15 protein-coding genes are annotated in these 15,130 nt (G+C 57.9%); 5 read left to right on the top strand and 10 right to left on the bottom strand.

Going from position 1 to position 15,130, the window contains the following annotated elements:
- Nucleotides 1-136 precede the first annotated feature (136 nt).
- The 9 genes from HW554_RS03470 to HW554_RS03435 all read right to left on the bottom strand — a co-directional run bounded on the left by HW554_RS03470 (nucleotide 137) and on the right by HW554_RS03435 (nucleotide 7,886).
- Nucleotides 137-3,907: a type IIG restriction enzyme/methyltransferase gene (locus HW554_RS03470; protein WP_176906955.1), complete on the bottom strand. Its 3,771-nt coding sequence runs from the start codon at nucleotides 3,905-3,907 to the stop codon at nucleotides 137-139.
- 219 nt (nucleotides 3,908-4,126) lie between these two features.
- A complete protein-coding gene (locus tag HW554_RS20540; protein ID WP_246285083.1) occupies nucleotides 4,127-4,297 on the bottom strand; it encodes a hypothetical protein in 171 nt (56 codons plus the stop codon).
- A 76-nt stretch (nucleotides 4,298-4,373) separates the two neighbouring features.
- Nucleotides 4,374-4,589: a hypothetical protein gene (locus HW554_RS20385; RefSeq protein WP_218134577.1), complete on the bottom strand. Its 216-nt coding sequence runs from the start codon at nucleotides 4,587-4,589 to the stop codon at nucleotides 4,374-4,376.
- Entirely contained in the window at nucleotides 4,586-4,792 is a 207-nt protein-coding gene (locus HW554_RS03460) for a hypothetical protein (RefSeq protein ID WP_176906954.1), read from the bottom strand. Before HW554_RS03460 ends, HW554_RS20385 begins: the two co-directional genes overlap by 4 nt.
- 6 nt (nucleotides 4,793-4,798) lie before the next feature.
- Complete coding sequence (locus tag HW554_RS03455) at nucleotides 4,799-5,626, bottom strand: hypothetical protein (protein ID WP_317170818.1); 828 nt, start codon at nucleotides 5,624-5,626, stop codon at nucleotides 4,799-4,801.
- The gene (locus HW554_RS03450; RefSeq protein WP_176906953.1) at nucleotides 5,538-6,590 is read right to left on the bottom strand and encodes a hypothetical protein; all 1,053 of its coding nucleotides are present in this window, start codon (nucleotides 6,588-6,590) and stop codon (nucleotides 5,538-5,540) included. Before HW554_RS03450 ends, HW554_RS03455 begins: the two co-directional genes overlap by 89 nt.
- Nucleotides 6,591-6,603: 13 nt before the next feature.
- A complete protein-coding gene (locus HW554_RS03445) occupies nucleotides 6,604-7,359 on the bottom strand; it encodes a high mobility group family protein (RefSeq protein WP_176906952.1) in 756 nt (251 codons plus the stop codon).
- A 3-nt stretch (nucleotides 7,360-7,362) separates the two neighbouring features.
- A complete protein-coding gene (locus HW554_RS03440) occupies nucleotides 7,363-7,656 on the bottom strand; it encodes a helix-turn-helix domain-containing protein (protein WP_176906951.1) in 294 nt (97 codons plus the stop codon).
- Nucleotides 7,656-7,886: a hypothetical protein gene (locus HW554_RS03435; protein ID WP_176906950.1), complete on the bottom strand. Its 231-nt coding sequence runs from the start codon at nucleotides 7,884-7,886 to the stop codon at nucleotides 7,656-7,658. Before HW554_RS03435 ends, HW554_RS03440 begins: the two co-directional genes overlap by 1 nt.
- Nucleotides 7,887-8,078: 192 nt before the next feature.
- Between HW554_RS03435 and HW554_RS03430 the strand changes: the two genes are divergently transcribed.
- Complete coding sequence (locus HW554_RS03430) at nucleotides 8,079-8,906, top strand: S24 family peptidase (RefSeq protein ID WP_246285082.1); 828 nt, start codon at nucleotides 8,079-8,081, stop codon at nucleotides 8,904-8,906.
- A 353-nt stretch (nucleotides 8,907-9,259) separates the two neighbouring features.
- Here the strand turns inward: HW554_RS03430 and HW554_RS03425 are convergent, their stop codons facing one another.
- On the bottom strand, nucleotides 9,260-9,952 hold the full coding sequence (locus HW554_RS03425) for a response regulator (RefSeq protein WP_176906948.1): 693 nt from the start codon (nucleotides 9,950-9,952) through the stop codon (nucleotides 9,260-9,262).
- A gap of 105 nt (nucleotides 9,953-10,057) precedes the next feature.
- Here HW554_RS03425 and HW554_RS03420 point away from each other — a divergent pair, with 105 nt between their 5' ends.
- From HW554_RS03420 to HW554_RS03405, 4 genes are all read left to right on the top strand, one after another.
- A complete protein-coding gene (locus tag HW554_RS03420; protein ID WP_176906947.1) occupies nucleotides 10,058-11,548 on the top strand; it encodes a nicotinate phosphoribosyltransferase in 1,491 nt (496 codons plus the stop codon).
- A gap of 357 nt (nucleotides 11,549-11,905) precedes the next feature.
- Nucleotides 11,906-12,445 (top strand): fasciclin domain-containing protein, encoded by a 540-nt coding sequence (locus HW554_RS03415; protein ID WP_176906946.1) that lies wholly within the window; start codon nucleotides 11,906-11,908, stop codon nucleotides 12,443-12,445.
- A gap of 703 nt (nucleotides 12,446-13,148) precedes the next feature.
- Nucleotides 13,149-14,339: a DUF262 domain-containing protein gene (locus HW554_RS03410; protein WP_176906945.1), complete on the top strand. Its 1,191-nt coding sequence runs from the start codon at nucleotides 13,149-13,151 to the stop codon at nucleotides 14,337-14,339.
- Between the two features lie 3 nt (nucleotides 14,340-14,342).
- The gene (locus tag HW554_RS03405; RefSeq protein ID WP_176906944.1) at nucleotides 14,343-15,116 is read left to right on the top strand and encodes a HEPN domain-containing protein; all 774 of its coding nucleotides are present in this window, start codon (nucleotides 14,343-14,345) and stop codon (nucleotides 15,114-15,116) included.
- Nucleotides 15,117-15,130 lie beyond the last annotated feature (14 nt).

The raw sequence follows: 15,130 nt of genomic DNA, 5'->3' as shown, positions 1-15,130 counted from the left end.
CGCTGGAAACAGAACAGCCCCGGCCGGTTAGGTTCGGGGCTGTGCTGGTTTGGAGGCAGAGTATGTGCTTTTGGCGCGCTTAGCTTTGGTTTTGGCGCCGGTGCCGATGGGAGAAGCGGGCCGGCGGCGGGGTAGCTTAAGAAGCCAGCAGGAGCTTTTCGGCGGCGGTGAGGCCGTAGAGGGCGGCTACCAGCTCGTCTATCTGCTGCTCGGGGGCCGACGTGTCGGCCGTGGCATCGGCGGCTTTGGCGGCCAGGACTTGCTCGACCAGGGCGGCTATTTCCGCCTGCTGCTCGGGCGTGGCGGCGGGGATGGGGAGTTGAGCCACATATGCCATTTTCATTCTCACAAATCCCCCTTGTACTACATCGCATACCTCAGAAATATAAAACGCAGACGTAGCGGCATTAAGCACGCCAAGTATGTATAAATCATCGGCTATTATCATCTGAATGTTGTCGTTGCCAAACTGACCTGATGAATCGTAAGCAAACGGAGCAAAAACGCTGCTTATGCCAGGCCAACATATTTTGGGTTTCCCAAATTCTGCCTTAATTTCTGGCCTTGCTCTCTCCAAAGCGTACCAAGGATAATTTCCTTTTTTAACCTCTGAGCGGGCTGAAAGCTGCTTTTGAAAGCCAACCAAATGCGCTTTGATAGCAGGGTATTTCTCTATATTAAATTTCCAGTCGATGTATAAAAGGTGCGTGACTGAGTTCGGCTTCATGTAACGCTTTATGTCTTTACCAACCAAAAATGGTTTAATGAACTCAACAGAAGTTGGGTCGGTAGCTAATAACGCTGAACGAGTTTCTGTATCAATTACAAAGGCCTCATTAAAGCCTGTCTTCACTCCATTATAAATCTTCCCCTCCACATATTCCCCCAATGGCGTACCGGCATTACGCAGTTTCTCCAACAGCTCCTGGTTTTCGACAGCGGCCAAGCTCCAAGCCTTTGCAGATAAGCGGCCGGTCGGCATGTTGGCGGCGGCGGCTTCAACTACTTCGGGAAAGCGGGTGGGGTCGGCCCCGAGAGTGGTAAGCTCGGCTACGCGCACGGTGGGGCCTGCTAGGCCGCGGCGCACGCTCAGGATATTGGGGTAGGTGGTGGCTTCGGGGAATACGGGCAGGTCGCCGAAGTCGAGCAACTCCAGGAGCTGGAGCTCGGGGGCGAGCAGGTAGCGGCGCAGGGCCTGGCCGTAGCCGGCGCGCAGCCACTTGTTGTTGGTAATGAAGCTCAGCTCGCCGCCGGGGGCCAGCAGGTTGAGGCCCAGCTCGTAGAAGTACACGTATAGGTCGGCGGTGCCGGCGGCCGTGGCGTAGTGGGCCTTAAGGTGCTGTTTGAAGACGGGGGCCAGCTCCTCGTGCCGGATATAGGGCGGGTTGCCCACTACCACATCGAAGCCTCGGAACGCGCCCTGGTCGTCGAGCACCTCGGGAAACTCGAAGCGCCATTCGAAGGCGTCGCGGAAGAGGGCGCCCTGCTCGTAGGCGGTAATCTCTTGGTCGAGCTGCTGGGCCAGCAGCTCAAGGCGGCGCATCTCGAACTTGCGCGCCTCGGTTTCCTTTTTGGTTTCGGGGATGAGCGACACCTGGGTATCGAGCACGATGCGCTGGTTGCGGGCCAGGCGCAGGGCCTCACGCTTTTTATCCTTCTTGTGCAGCACGGCCGTGAACTGCTGCTTGATTTGCTGGAGGTAGCCCTGCAGGTTCTCCTTGGCTTCGCGGCCGCGGCTGTTGAAGTAGGTGTGGACGGTGGCGCGGTAGGCTTGGAGAGAGAACTTGCCCTGCTTAAACACGTCGGACAGGTCGGCATCGAGCGGGAAGCGGCTGAGCAGGGAGTTGCCGGGCTTGATGTTGAGGTCGAGGTTGGGCAGGGTTTCGAGCTCCCGGAACTGGGAATCGGGGCGGTAGTAAGCGTGCTTTAGCAGCTCAATCCAGAGGCGCAGCCGGCAGATGCGCACGGAGTTGGGGTTGAGGTCGACGCCGAACAGGGCGTGCTCCATGAGGTAGCGCTTCTCGCGGAACAGGGCGCTTTGCAGGCGGGTGTGTTCGAGGGGCACGGAGCGGGTACCGTCGGGGGCGAGGGTGGCGCGGTACTGCACGAGGCGCTCGTCTTCGTCCTTCACCACCAGCTCGTCGCGGGCCACGACCAGGGAGTAGCGCAGGCGGCGGCCCTCGTCGTCGAGCAGCAGCGACAACTCGCTTTTGACGGCCAGCAGCTCGTTGAGGGCCGATACCAGGAAGTGGCCGGAACCCACGGCGGGGTCGCAGACGGTGAGCTGGTTGAAATACTGGCTGTACTCGGGCCGCAGCTTGCCGTCGAGGGCATCGGCGAGTTGCTCGATGGATTCGGCGCCGAAGCCGTAGGCTTTGTTGAAGTGCTGTACCACGGCCCGCCGCAGGGTTTGGCGGCAGATGTACATGGTGATGAAGCCGGGGGTGTAGAAGGAGCCGTCCTTGTAGCCGTTGAGCTTTTCGAAGATGAGGCCGAGCACGGCGGCCGAAATCAGGGCTTTGCCCTCTTCCTGCACCTGCTCCTCGCCCTCGGAGGCAAAGTCGTAGGCATCGAGGAAGCGCAGCAGGTAGGCCAGGGCCTGGGGGGGCGGGCCGGCGGTGCGCAGCACCGATTTGCGGTGCAGGGGCAGGTCAAGGTGGTCTTCGAGCGAGCTGACCTTGATGGTTTTGTTTTCGAGAAACGAGGGCTCGTAGAGCGACGAGTTGAGGTAGGGAATGTGGGCGTACTGGGTTTTAACGGGCTCGCGACGCTCGTCGGCGGGGGTATTGAGCACCCGGAAAAAGAGCTTGTTGAGCGTGTCGTACTCGGGAATGAGCTCGGGGGTGAGGAAGCGGAACAGGGCATCGTGGCCGGCGTGGTAGCGGCGCAGCTGGCCTTCGAGCAGCTTGAGAAAGAGCAGGCGGTTGACCCAGGTAAGGCAGAGTTCGAGGGCTACACCCACGAGGCGCTCGTCGGTGGTGGTGCCGTAGGGGGCGGCTTCGGCAGGGCTGAGGTTGGTGAGCTCGTTTTCGCTGTCGAGGATGAGCAGGGTGTTTTCGAGCAGGGAGCCGGGCTGGCGGCGCTCGGGGGCACAGCGCTGGATGAGCTTGCGGCCCTTGTCTTTGACTTCTTCGAGGCCGATGAGGTAGAGCAACTCCTCGTAGAAGGCCCGGTTGAGGGTGTTGGCATCCTGGGCGAAGGGCTCTTTGAGCAGGTGGGGCGGCGAAAGCAGCTTGGCCAGCAGCAGCAGGTCGCGCTCGGCCGTGGGGGTGGCCAGGTCGAAGTGGGTGAAGGGCAGCTCTACGGCGAGGGCCTCGAGGAAGGGGGCGGCAATGTCGTTGTAGAAGAAGCTGGTTTTTTTGGAGGAGGCCGCTTTGCGCTCAAACTCACGGAACTGGCGCTTGAGGTCGGTGTTAGACCAGAAGAGGCGGTCGAAGTCGAGGGCATCGAAGATAAACCACTCGAAACCGTTGGTGATGACCAGGCGCTTGAGGCTTTTGCTGTCGGCATCGGCGCGCTTGTCGCGGTCCTGCAGGTAGTAATAGAGCAGCTCGTGGAAGGCCCGCCGGTTGAGGTTGGTGGGCGTAACCATCTCGGCGGCGGACTGGGGGCGCTTGAATTCGAGGATGACGCCAACGGGGTCCTGGGGGCGCGCGCCGGTGCGGATTACCAGGTCGCGCTTATGGCGCACGTTGACGTCGTAGCTACCGAAGTTGGTGTTGGCCAGAAAGCGCACCACCAGGTTTTTGGCGTACTCCTCGGTTTCATTCTCGGCCACGGCGTGGTGCAGGTCGCGCAGCAGCGTCGCGCGGCCGGCCTCGAACTGGTCGAGCTGCTCGCGGGTAGGCTTCTGACGGCGGTAGGCGAGGTCGAGGGATTGGGCCGGGGTGCGGAGTGAAGGAATCAAGGCGCGAGTAGCTGCAGGGTGGACGAAATGGGTGGCAAGCTACTCCGGAGGAAGGTAATGGAAGAATCTGGAGGCAGTAAGCCGGCAAATTTCGGAGCGGGTGCCACTAATTCTAGGTCGTACTGGGTAGTTGCTTCTGCGGGTGCCCCGGTAAGGGGTGATGGTATAGCCCACTGCTACCTATTCTGCCTGAGCAGGTACCTGGTCCTGGAATGCTACTCATTGGGCCGCGGCTCGGGAGTAGGTGGCCTGGGGGTCCTCAGTCGTTGGTGGTGCGGGCGCGTTATGGGCGGTAGGGGTGGGTGGCTGGTGCAGACCGCGGCGCTCGAAGGAGGCCACGAAGCCGGCCAGCGTGTGGGCCACGAAGGCCAGCGCGCCAGCCGCTTTCACTTGGTTGAGAAATACAATCTGCTCGTCGCGTAGGCGGTCCTTGCCGAACTTGACTTCGCAGGCCAGGAACTTGCCGTCAGCGCGCCGATACCCCAGAATGTCGGCTACCCCCCCGCCGGCTGTTGGGGTGAGGGCGCCAGCGGCCGGTATTGGGGTCGTACTCGCCCCGGTTGGGCTGGGCCCAGGCCTCGAAGCCCTGGGTATCGAGGTAGGCCAGGATGGCGGCGGTGAGTTGCTGGGTGGCTTTGCTGCCGTGGTCGTAGTCGAGGGGAAGTTGGGGCGTGGGCTTCATGGGGCCGGGATTTCGATGAATGATTGGAAGGCTACCAACTTGGCCACTTCCTCGGCGCTGGTGGGGTACTCGGGACTGAACACGCTGCACTTCGGCCCCTTGCGGGCCTGCCTATAGTTGGCCGGGTTGCGGCCGGTGGCCTCGGTGGTGGTTACCCGGTAGATGCTCCCGCAGCTGGCCCGGTAGTAGCGGATGGTGTTCATGGCCTGTCAGCTTCGGGTGCGGTACTTTTCGGCCAGGCGGCGGTCCTCCGTCCGGTGCCGTTTGTCGATTTCCTTCTGAGCCTCGGGGTTGGGTTGCCAGTCGGGGCGGGGCTTGCGGTGGGTGGCGTTGCGGGCGTCGGTGCGCTCCTGCTCGGCCTGCCCGGGGTCGAGCAGGCCCCGCTTCAGCCGGGCTTTGATGAGGCTGAGCTTCTGGCGGATGCTGCCGGCGTTGGGGTGGCCCTGGGGTATCTGCTGGGCCACGTTATCGAGCATCTTCGGGGCGGCACTTCCCAGCAGCTTTACCTGCTCATACTCGGTACCTGCGCCCCGGGCCTTGCGGTCCTGGTGGGCACTTTCGAGGTAGCGGGCCTTTTTGTCGAAGTAGGTGCTGATGATTTCGTAGATGGCGGCCACGTCGAGCGTGCTGTAGTAGGTTTTGAGGGTGCCGCCGGTGCGGGCTTCCTTCAGGGCCAGCATGATGTCCTTGATGCTGTCGTGGGTGTAGGTCTGGGCGAAGTGCTCGGCGGCTTCCATCAGGTCGGCGGCGTCGGGCTTGGTCTGGGCCCGGACGCTATCGACGAAGGCGCGGAGAACGGCTACCAGCAGCTTGACCACGTCGCGCTCCCCGACAGTCCGTTTGAGCTGGAATATTTTGGGGGCCGACACGGCTACTTCGCGGGTGAGGCCCAGGCTCATGTCGGCCATCATCTCGCGGATGGCGGGCGTGGTGCTACGGGCCAGCTCCCTAATCCCAGCGGCTTGAACGGTACTCAGCAGCTGGGCCTCCGGGCTGGCCGGGGGCCGCGCCGGGGCTGCCGTGGTGGTGTTGGACACCTGGGGCAAGTTTGAGGCGGTTATCCTGCGCATCGTTGAGGAAGAATTGGGTGGCGGTGGCTTTCCAGTCGCGGCGGCGGGGCTCCTCGCCCTGCTGACGCCAGTTCCTGACTTTTTCGTGGTAGAAGCGGAGGTCGGCCAGCTCGTAGTCGGTGCCGGCGAAGGCGGCGGCGAACTGTTCGTAGGTGGCCAGCTCAGAATCAGCAAAGGGTACTTCGGGCTTGCGCTGTCGGCTGCTTGCCTTGCGCCTGGGGGCGTCAGCCGTGGCCGGCTCCGGCACCCCTTCCGAATGCTTGATGCGCATTTTCTTTGGCGCGCCCCGCTCTACTCGCGGCGTCTTTTTTGGGGCTGCGCCCGGGGCCGGTACTGCCTCGTTGGGCGGGGCGGTAGCTGGCGTTGTCCTTCGGTTGTCGTCGAGCACTTCCGCACCTGAAAGCCCGTCGTCCGCAAACCCTTCCCCTCTATTTTTTTTCGTGCCGCTGCCGACGTTTTGTAGTGGTGTTTTAAAAGAAGTTTTACCTAATAAGGAGTCTTGGGGCAGAAGTGCCCCCGATAAACCGGCTATCGGGGGCACTTCTGCCCTAAGTGCCTGGGGCACTTCTGCCTCCGGTAAGCCGGTTTCATCGGGGGCACTTCTGCCCTCGGTAGCGGCTTTTACCGGGGGCACTTCTGCCCCCGATAGATTGGCCAGCTGACAGGTGCTCGGCTGGTGGCGGGACTTGCTGGGCTGGTAGCTAATCAGGCCCCAGGCGTCGAGGTCGTAGAGGGTGGCACGGTAGGTTCTGGTATTGCCGATGCGGGCGGCCTGCATGGTGCTGGCGTGGTCGAGGGCCAGCGCCTGGGCGAAGTGGCTGGCGTTCCACTGAAAGAACAGGGCCCAGTACAGGCTGACGTGCTGGGGGCGGGCGTCAGCCTGACTGGCAAGCTGCTGATGGGCGGCGCGGGTGTGGCTGACGTAGTTCATGCGGGCCGCGGGGTTATGCCGCTGGCTCCGTTGCCTCGGCCACTACCGGCTCTTTCTTCTTGCGGGGCCGGCCAGCGGGCTTGGGGGCCTCGGGGGCGGGAGTGGCATTGGCTTTGGCTGGGCGGCGACGGGGCTTGGTAGGGGCGGCCTCGGGCTCGGTAGCCTCGCCCAGCTCTATCTCGCGGGGCTGCTCGTCGAACATGCCCAGCTGGCGGCCCACATCGGAGCACTTGCCGCGCAGGGCTGCTTCAATCTCGTTCAGAGTTTCGCCTATCAGTTGCTCCAGGGCTGCGGTGTGAGGGTAGTGCCAGGCGTCGGACTGCTCGAACTCGTCGGACTGCTCTGCGAAGCTGACGTACTGCGCGGTCATGTTCAGCACCTTGCCGTTTTCGAGCTGGCGAAAGCCCACCAGCGTCACGCCGTTCTTGGCCCCGAGCACAATGCCGGTAACGCCGTAGCTGTTGAAGTGTGGTTGGGTGCCTTCGTTGTCCTCGCTGGGCCAGTAGCCGCCGCCAGTGCTGTAGTCGTCGGCCTCTTTGAGCTGCTCGGTCAGTAGGCAGAAGTGGGGCACCAAACCGGCAAAGCAGGCTTCGAGGTCAGGGTGTACTAAATCTTTGCCCTGCAGGGTAAACTCGCGGGCGTTGCGCTGCAAGTCGAGCTGTTCGCTGAACTCGGCGGAGAGCAGCTGCTTTTTGAGGCTGGCCTTCTGGATGGTCAGCAGGGACTTCCGGGCCTGGGGGCCGACGATGGGGGCTATTTGGGTAGTCATAGGTTAAGCGGGTTGAAGAGTGGGACGATGGTAGCGGCGGGGGTACTTGTCGAGCGTGGAGCGCCGAAATCCCCAATCTCGTTCGTTGATGCGGACGCCCGGCAGGCGGCCGGCGCGGCGAGCCCGGAGCAGCGAGTAGATGGACAAGCCCAGATACTCGGCGGCCTGGGCAGTGGTCATCACCTCGTCGGGTGGGGGCGGGGGCGCCTGGCGGGCAGCTTCGGCCTGTTCGAGCCGTTCGAGGCGGGCGGTGAGGTGCTGGTACTCATCCGCGCTGAGGACGATGGCGGCCTGCATCAGTCCTCGGCAATAAGCTGGCGGGCCCTTTCCTCGAGCTGGCGGCGGCTGGCGGCGGTTTCTTCGGCTACCTGCAGGAAGGCTTCGGCCACGTCGTTGCGCTGCACCTCGCCGTTAATCGTCTTGTATATCAGGGATATACTGACTACTACCCCCTGCTCCCTCAAACGCGCCCTGGTGTCCTGCACCAAAGACGACTTGCCACCCATGCGCTCCAATACTTTACGCATTGGTGTAGATTCTTTCTCGCTTTCTTTCATGATATTTGTATGTTTTGTGTATATTGTATGGACAACAGTCCATCATTTACAGTGAACTTACACAAAGAATACAGTAAAATTTACTGTAGCATGAAATAATCTATGAAAGACGCTGATTCAGAGGTAGAAAAAATGCCGGCGGTGGTTTACAGGATTCAGGAAATGATGTCCCATTACAACCTGAACACCAACAGTATGGCTAAGGAGCTGGGGTATACCGCTACCAGTAAGCTATATGGCATCATGGGCGGTTCGGCTCCCTCGTTCGGCACGCTGACCGATATTCTGGATAAGTGGCCCGAGGTATCGTCGGACTGGCTGGTGCTGGGCCGCGGGCCCATGCTCCGGTCGGCAGGTGGCGCGGCCACTCCTGCAGCGCCGGCACCGAAGGCCCCTACCGCGCTGAGCCGGTCGGTGGTGAATAACGGTGGGGTGCTGGTCGTCACCGTCGACAAGGATGGGGAGGACAACGTGGAGATGGTACCAGTGGCCGCCCAGGCTGGCTATGCCACTCAGCACAACGAAGCGGTATTTGTTCAGGACCTGCCGCGTTATCGGCTACCGGGTTTTGAGCGGGGTAAGTTTCGGGCCTTTGAGGTGGCCGGCGACAGCATGGAGCCCACGCTCAACCACCGTGACATTGTGGTGTGCTCCCTGGTTGATAACTGGCGGCTGCTGGTGCCCGATGACATGTATGTGGTGGTGACGGACGAGAGCGTAATGCTCAAGCGTATCAGGGTCCGCATCGAGGACCGTAACGGGGAAGTGATTCTGCACTCGGACAATCCGCACCGGCGGCCCTATCCGCTGGACTGCGCCGACATTACGGAACTATGGCGGGTGCGGGGTTACATCTCCACCTATCTGCCCTCTACGCCTGACGTGACGGTGGAACGGCTATGGGAAGTGATTGAGGCGTTGGGCTTCGATAGGGCCGAGGTACGCCGGCACCTGGACGAAAACGCCCCCAATTCTACCCCCATTAGCTAATTAAACGGGTGTAACAATCAGTCTTATAGGTTATTGTGTTTAGTTGTTCGATTCCCGTCGCGGCTACTAGAAACCGTGTTTGCAGTCTGCAAGCACGGTTTTTTATTTGCCGGAGGGCTGTCTGGAAATTGGTGGCTGAGTCGGGCAGTGAGTTTGGATGAAGCGAAGGAACAGGTCATGCTGAGCGCAGGCGCAGTAGAAGCCTCTCTACTGCTTCGTTGCACGACGTAGGGGCGGGGCTTGCCCCCGCCCGCCGTTGAACGGTTACCATTGAACGATTACCGTTGTTGCGGCGCGAACGGCGGGCGGGGACAAGCCCCGCCCCTACACTGTTCTGCTTAGCAGCAGTTCCCTCACCCAATCAACCCCGTGCTCATGGCGTAGCGGATGAGGGCGGCGGTGTTTTTGACCTGGGTTTTCTCGATGATGTTCTGGCGGTGGGTTTCGATGGTGCGCTTGCTGGTGAAGAGCGTGTCGGCAATTTCCTGGTTGGTGAGACCCTCGGCAATCAGTTGCAGCACTTCCAGCTCGCGGCCCGACAGCTCGCTGTGGCCCGTGGCGGCGGCCGGCGGCCGGGCCAGGGCGGGGGCCAGCCGGTAGGGGTCGGGCAGGGCGGGAGCGGGCGTGCGCTCCACCAGGCGGCGCAGCAGGTTCAGCCCGATTTCGGTGCACAGGAAGTGCTGGTTGGCCGCCACCGTCCGGATGGCGTGGATGATTTCGGTGCTGTCGGCGTTTTTGAGCACGTAGCCCAGCGCGCCGGCTTCGAGCATGCGGTGCACGTAGTTTTCGTGGTCGAGCATGGACAGCACCAGCACCCGCACCTCCGGAAACTGCGCCCGTAGCTGCGGCATCACCCCAAAACCGTCGAGCACGGGCATATTAATGTCGAGCAGCACCAGGTCGGCGGGGGTGTGGTCCAGCAGCTCCAGCAGGGCCTGGCCGTTGGCGGCCTCGCCCACCACCTGCAGGTCGGCCTCCTGCTCCAGCAGGGCCCGGATACCGTCGCGCAGAATGGTGTGGTCGTCGGCGAGTAGAATGCGAATCATCGGGTAGCAGCTAGGGCAGGGATGCAAGTATAGCATAAAAGCCCGGCGAGCGGACCCTACTTGAATTATCTGCGTAAGCTTGAGCTACCAACGCCTTTACTGCCCATGAACCCTGCTCCCCTTTCGGGCCTCTACACGCCCTCGCTCAGCCTGCTCACCGACTTGTACCAGCTCACGATGGCCTACGGGTACTGGCAGCAGGGCCTGCAGGACCGCGAAGCGGTATTCCACCTCTACTTTCGCCGCCCGCCGTTCAAGGGCGGCTACGCCGTGGCCGCGGGCTTGGCCTACGTGGCCGACTTCCTGGAAACCCTGAAGTTCTCCGACGATGACCTGACCTACCTGGCCAGCCTGCAGGGCGCGAAAGGCACGGCTATGTTCCCGCAGGAGTTCCTGGAGTACCTGCGCACCATGGAGTTCAGCTGCGACGTGGACGCCATGCCCGAGGGCACCGTGGCCTTCGCCAACGAGCCGCTGATTCGGGTGCAGGGGCCGCTGCTGCAGGCCCAGCTCATCGAAACGGCCCTGCTCACGCTCGTCAACTTCCAGACCCTGGTGGCCACCAAAGCCGCCCGCATCCGTGAGGCTGCCGGCTCCGATACGGTGCTGGAGTTCGGGTTGCGCCGCGCTCAGGGCACCGATGGCGGCCTGTCGGCCAGCCGCGCTGCCTACCTGGGCGGGGTCGATGCCACCAGCAACGTGCTGGCGGGCCAGCGGTTCGGCATTCCGGTGAAAGGCACGCACGCCCACAGTTGGGTGATGGCGTTCGAGGACGAGGAAACGGCCTTTACCGCCTACGCCAAGGCCTTCCCCGACGATTCGGTGTTTCTGGTGGACACCTACGACACGCTGGAGGGCGTGCGCAAGGCCATCAAAGTAGCCCGCGCCATGCGGGCCGAAGGCCACGAGCTGGGCGGCATCCGCCTCGACTCGGGCGATTTGGCCTACCTGAGCCGCGAGGCCCGGGAGCTGCTCAACGAGGCCGGCTTCCCCAACGTGCGCATCGTGGCCAGCAACGACCTGGAAGAAAATCTGATTGTCAGCCTCAAGTCGCAGGGGTCGAAGATTGACACCTGGGGCATCGGCACGCAGCTGGTAACGGCCTACGACCAACCGGCGCTGGGGGGCGTGTACAAGCTGGCGGCCCTGCGCAAATCCGACGACTCGGGCTGGGACTTCACCATCAAGCTGAGTGAGCAGCTGGCCAAAACCAGCATCCCCGGCATTCTGCAGGTGCGCCGCTACGAAACCGACAAGGGCCAGCCCCGCGCCGATATGCTCTACAACACGGCCGAGCCCCTGGCGGAAGGTCCGCACACCATCATCGACCCGCTCGACGCCTCCCGCCGCCGCGTGGTGCGGCCCGAAACGCCCTATCGCGAGCTGCTGGAACCCGTGTTCCGGCGGGGCCGGCTGGTACAGCCGCTGCCCACGCTGGCCGAAAGCCGCGCCCGCGCCCACCGCGAAGTGCTGGCCCTCGACCCCAGTATCCGCCGCTTCCTCAACCCCCACACCTACCCCGTGGGCCTCGAAGAAACCCTCTACGACTACCGCAACCACCTGATTCTGGAAAAGCGCGGCTTGGGCGCGGAGTAGGTGAGAGGCGAGTACAGAGAAGTGAGTACATAAAAACGTCATTCTGAGCGAAGCGGAGCGCAGTCGAAGAATCTCTACCGCAGTGGTAACCTCGCTGCCTGCAACGAAGCAGTAGAGATTCTTCGACTGCGCTCCGCTTCGCTCAGAATGACGTTCCTTTTCTCACTTCTCACTTCTCACTTCTCGCTTCTCACTTCGAGCGGCCGTGTTGATTGTTTAGCGAGTCGACCGGGACAGGCTTACTGGTTCATTTACAAGATTTTGGCAATCGGCGACAATCCGGGGTGTTGGCTGTTGAAGACGACTGGGTGCTCGCGCATCTGGTGTTTCACCAACTCTAATTCCTTCCAAACCCCTATGAAAAAGCAACCATTGTTCGCTCTCCTACTGGCTGGGCTACTGTATGTAGGCGCAACCGAAACGGCTTCGGCCCAAGCCATGGCTTCTCCGGCCGCCACGGCTTCGACCGGCAAAGACCTGGCCGCCAGCGCGGCGCTTTCGCCCAACCACAGCACGCTGCTTAAGGCGCTGGGTGCCGCTGGCCTCGCCGACCAGGCCAAGGGTGCCGGCCCCTACACGGTATTCGCCCCCGATAACGCGGCCTTCGACAAGCTGCCCGCCGGTACCGTGAACACGCTGCTGGAGCCCGCCAACAAAAAGAAACTGGCCAACCTGCTGGCTTACCACGTGGTAGCCGGCAACGTAATGGCCGCCGACCTCAAAGACGGCCAGGTAGTGAAGACGGTGCAGGGCGAGTCGCTGACCGTGGGCGTGAAAGACGGCACCGTGACCCTCACGGATGCCAAAGGCGGCAAGGCCACCGTCACGAAAGCGGATATCAAAACCACCAATGGCGTGGTGCATTCCATCGATACCGTGCTGATGCCCGCCAAATAAGCGTCGGAATCCAGCATAAGAAAGGCCGCCCGATTCGGGCGGCCTTTTTTTGTAGGCAGAAGGCTAGTTGGCACAAACCCCAAACGGTGTAGCCCCAACTTGCCGCGCCACCCTCACCGGCTCCCGAGCAGCAGGCGGACTGGGCTAGCCCGGCCAGGGTGGCTGGCCACATCGTTGGCTTCGGGCGTTGCCTAGTTTCAGTTCTGATGCCCGCGGTAGCGGCGCCGGCTCGCGTGGCGGCATCGAAACGCTACGTAGCAGCTTGATTCGGCCGCGTTATAGGTTCACTCCCCCGCTTTATGGGTTCGTTTGCCCACGTTGTATGTTCGCATGGCCGCGCTATAGGTTTGATCGACCGCGCATGAGGCTGGATGCGGGGCGCGGCAGGTTTGATATGATCTGCTGTAGGGTTGACAATGCGTTTTGATGGTTTATCAACCTTCCTGTCTGGCAACTGCCCACCGCTACCTTGGCCGTGTTGCTACTGCAGTAGCAGGGAGGGTTTGCCGCTAGAATGCGAATAGGATATGATAGATCATTGAGGCTGAATATGAGCTACAAACTAACGTCACTTGGGAACTAGCTACGGACGACCACTCGTATCGTATAAAGTCTTTATCATCTAGAAAGATATCTATACCTTGTTTGCCTAAAGAATATTTATATATTTGTTTTCGCTCACTCAATTAAAATAAAAAAACAAATGTCGAAAGAAGAACAAGACAATATCGTAAATGAGCTAGGAGAGGATCTGGCCATTGCTAGTGTTATAACTGAAGCTGATATTATTAATAAGTATGATCAAGGTCAGGCTAGAATAATAGTTCAGAGAAACGATTTTCTAGTTCCGAATCTAATACAGATGATTAATAATAAAGATGTTTTAAATCTTTCCCCTGATTATCAGAGAAGGAAGAGATGGAATGATATAAAAAAGTCACATCTAATCGAATCTTTACTAGTTAATATTCCGATTCCGCCAATATTTCTATATGAAAGTGACTTAGCTCAATACGAGGTGATGGACGGGCAGCAGCGGATAGATGCTATAAGAGGGTTTATAGGAAATGAATTCAAGCTCAAGGATTTGAAAAAATGGCCTGAATTGAATGGAAGGTATTTTAGAGATCTTCCTAATAGGATTCAGAGAGGCTTAGAGCGTAGGGGTATATCTGCAACAATTATTCTTACTGAAAGTGGTAAGAATACTGAAGAGGCAATGGACATCAGACAGTACGTATTTGAAAGGCTTAATACCGGCGGTGAAAAGCTGAATCAACAAGAAGTTAGAAACTGTATATATGCTAGTGATTTTAATAATATGATTATAAAAATATCAAGAGATGATTTATTTACTTCTGCATGGTCTATACCAATGAAAGAGCCAGATGAACCGCAGAAAATATCAAGAAAGTTGGCTGCTGATAAATTATACTCTACTATGGCTGATTGCGAAATAGTTCTTCGTTATTTTGCCTTAATCGATATAGAGCAATTTAAAGGGGGGGTGAAAAGAACTCTGGATAGCTGTATGTATAATAATAAAAATACTAGTGAAGAGAAATGTCAGATAATGAAAATAGATTATCTGACATCATTGCAAATTGCAAAAGATATTTACGGAGATGGCTTGTTTAAACTTCTCGGTAAAACAGGTGATTTAAACGGTAGAAGATCGGTTCCACTGTCCGATGCAGTATTGCTAGCGGTTCATACGAATAAAAAAGTTGCAAAGGATCTTATTTCAAAAAGGATTGATATTGTCGAGGCAACAAAAAGTCTATTATTGAATCCCGCTACTTATGAAATATTAGTTGGTCGGGGTAATACTAAAAAGACAATTACTGAAAGAATTGATATGATATCCAATCTTTTCAAGGAAATCATAAAATAGATCATGATTTCAATTTCAAATAATTTTTCTGCAAAGCTTGACGAAGTTGATAAATTTATACAAATAAATGAAGAACTACTTCAGCTCGGTAAAATAAATATAAATAGATTCAGAACCAAGCATGATATTGGTATACCAATTGGGAAACTGTATCCTCTTGTCTCTACCTCTAGTTTATTCTCAATAGTGGCATACGAAGGTAGCTTCCTGTCAGTATGTGCTGAGTTTGAACTTTGTATTAGGGAAATGATAGAGAAATATGTGGATCTTCTATCTGCTAAGTGTGGTCTCTTCACTCATATGCCTGAAGTTATAAGAAATTTTTATCCACATGGGTGCGCTTCTATTATGAGTAATATAACACAAGATAAGTTTAAGCATATATCTATAGATATTATTATCAACAGCTTGATAAGTATTAAGAAAAATAAAAGTTTTAATTTAGTTCCAGAAGTGTTTTCAGATAACGAAAGAAATTTCAAATCTAATCTAATAGATGAAATTTTTTCTAAAAGGATTGGAGTTAAAGATTTGTGGAAAAGAATTTCCAGAGAAGCCGAAATGCAGAATTATTTTCCTGGCAGTAGCGTCGAAAATGTAGAAAGGCTATCTAAGTTAAAATTGGATGATTTTATTCAAAAGAGAAATGAGGTAATTCATAGAGGTCGCAGTTACTATGCTCCTTCTACTGGTGATGTAAAAGACTGTATCAAATTTTTTAAATGCATTGTCACTTGTATTGCTACAATACTAAGTTCAAGTTTAGCAGCTGCATGAGCTTTATACAAGAG

Source organism: Hymenobacter lapidiphilus (assembly GCF_013377885.1).
GTDB lineage: Bacteria > Bacteroidota > Bacteroidia > Cytophagales > Hymenobacteraceae > Hymenobacter > Hymenobacter lapidiphilus.
The sequence above is the reverse complement of the archived record's forward strand: the minus strand, read 5'-3'. Positions and strand labels throughout refer to the sequence as shown.

Bases quoted from the DNA above. Each gene is read 5' to 3' on its own strand.
- HW554_RS20385 (WP_218134577.1), bottom strand. From the start codon at position 4,589: ATGAAGCCCACGCCCCAACTTCCCCTCGACTACGACCACGGCAGCAAA.
- HW554_RS03460 (WP_176906954.1), bottom strand. From the start codon at position 4,792: ATGAACACCATCCGCTACTACCGGGCCAGCTGCGGGAGCATCTACCGG.
- HW554_RS03450 (WP_176906953.1), bottom strand. From the start codon at position 6,590: ATGAACTACGTCAGCCACACCCGCGCCGCCCATCAGCAGCTTGCCAGT.
- HW554_RS03445 (WP_176906952.1), bottom strand. From the start codon at position 7,359: ATGACTACCCAAATAGCCCCCATCGTCGGCCCCCAGGCCCGGAAGTCC.
- HW554_RS03440 (WP_176906951.1), bottom strand. From the start codon at position 7,656: ATGCAGGCCGCCATCGTCCTCAGCGCGGATGAGTACCAGCACCTCACC.
- HW554_RS03435 (WP_176906950.1), bottom strand. From the start codon at position 7,886: ATGCGTAAAGTATTGGAGCGCATGGGTGGCAAGTCGTCTTTGGTGCAG.
- HW554_RS03430 (WP_246285082.1), top strand. From the start codon at position 8,079: ATGATGTCCCATTACAACCTGAACACCAACAGTATGGCTAAGGAGCTG.
- HW554_RS03425 (WP_176906948.1), bottom strand. From the start codon at position 9,952: ATGATTCGCATTCTACTCGCCGACGACCACACCATTCTGCGCGACGGT.
- HW554_RS03420 (WP_176906947.1), top strand. From the start codon at position 10,058: ATGAACCCTGCTCCCCTTTCGGGCCTCTACACGCCCTCGCTCAGCCTG.
- HW554_RS03415 (WP_176906946.1), top strand. From the start codon at position 11,906: ATGAAAAAGCAACCATTGTTCGCTCTCCTACTGGCTGGGCTACTGTAT.
- HW554_RS03410 (WP_176906945.1), top strand. From the start codon at position 13,149: ATGTCGAAAGAAGAACAAGACAATATCGTAAATGAGCTAGGAGAGGAT.
- HW554_RS03405 (WP_176906944.1), top strand. From the start codon at position 14,343: ATGATTTCAATTTCAAATAATTTTTCTGCAAAGCTTGACGAAGTTGAT.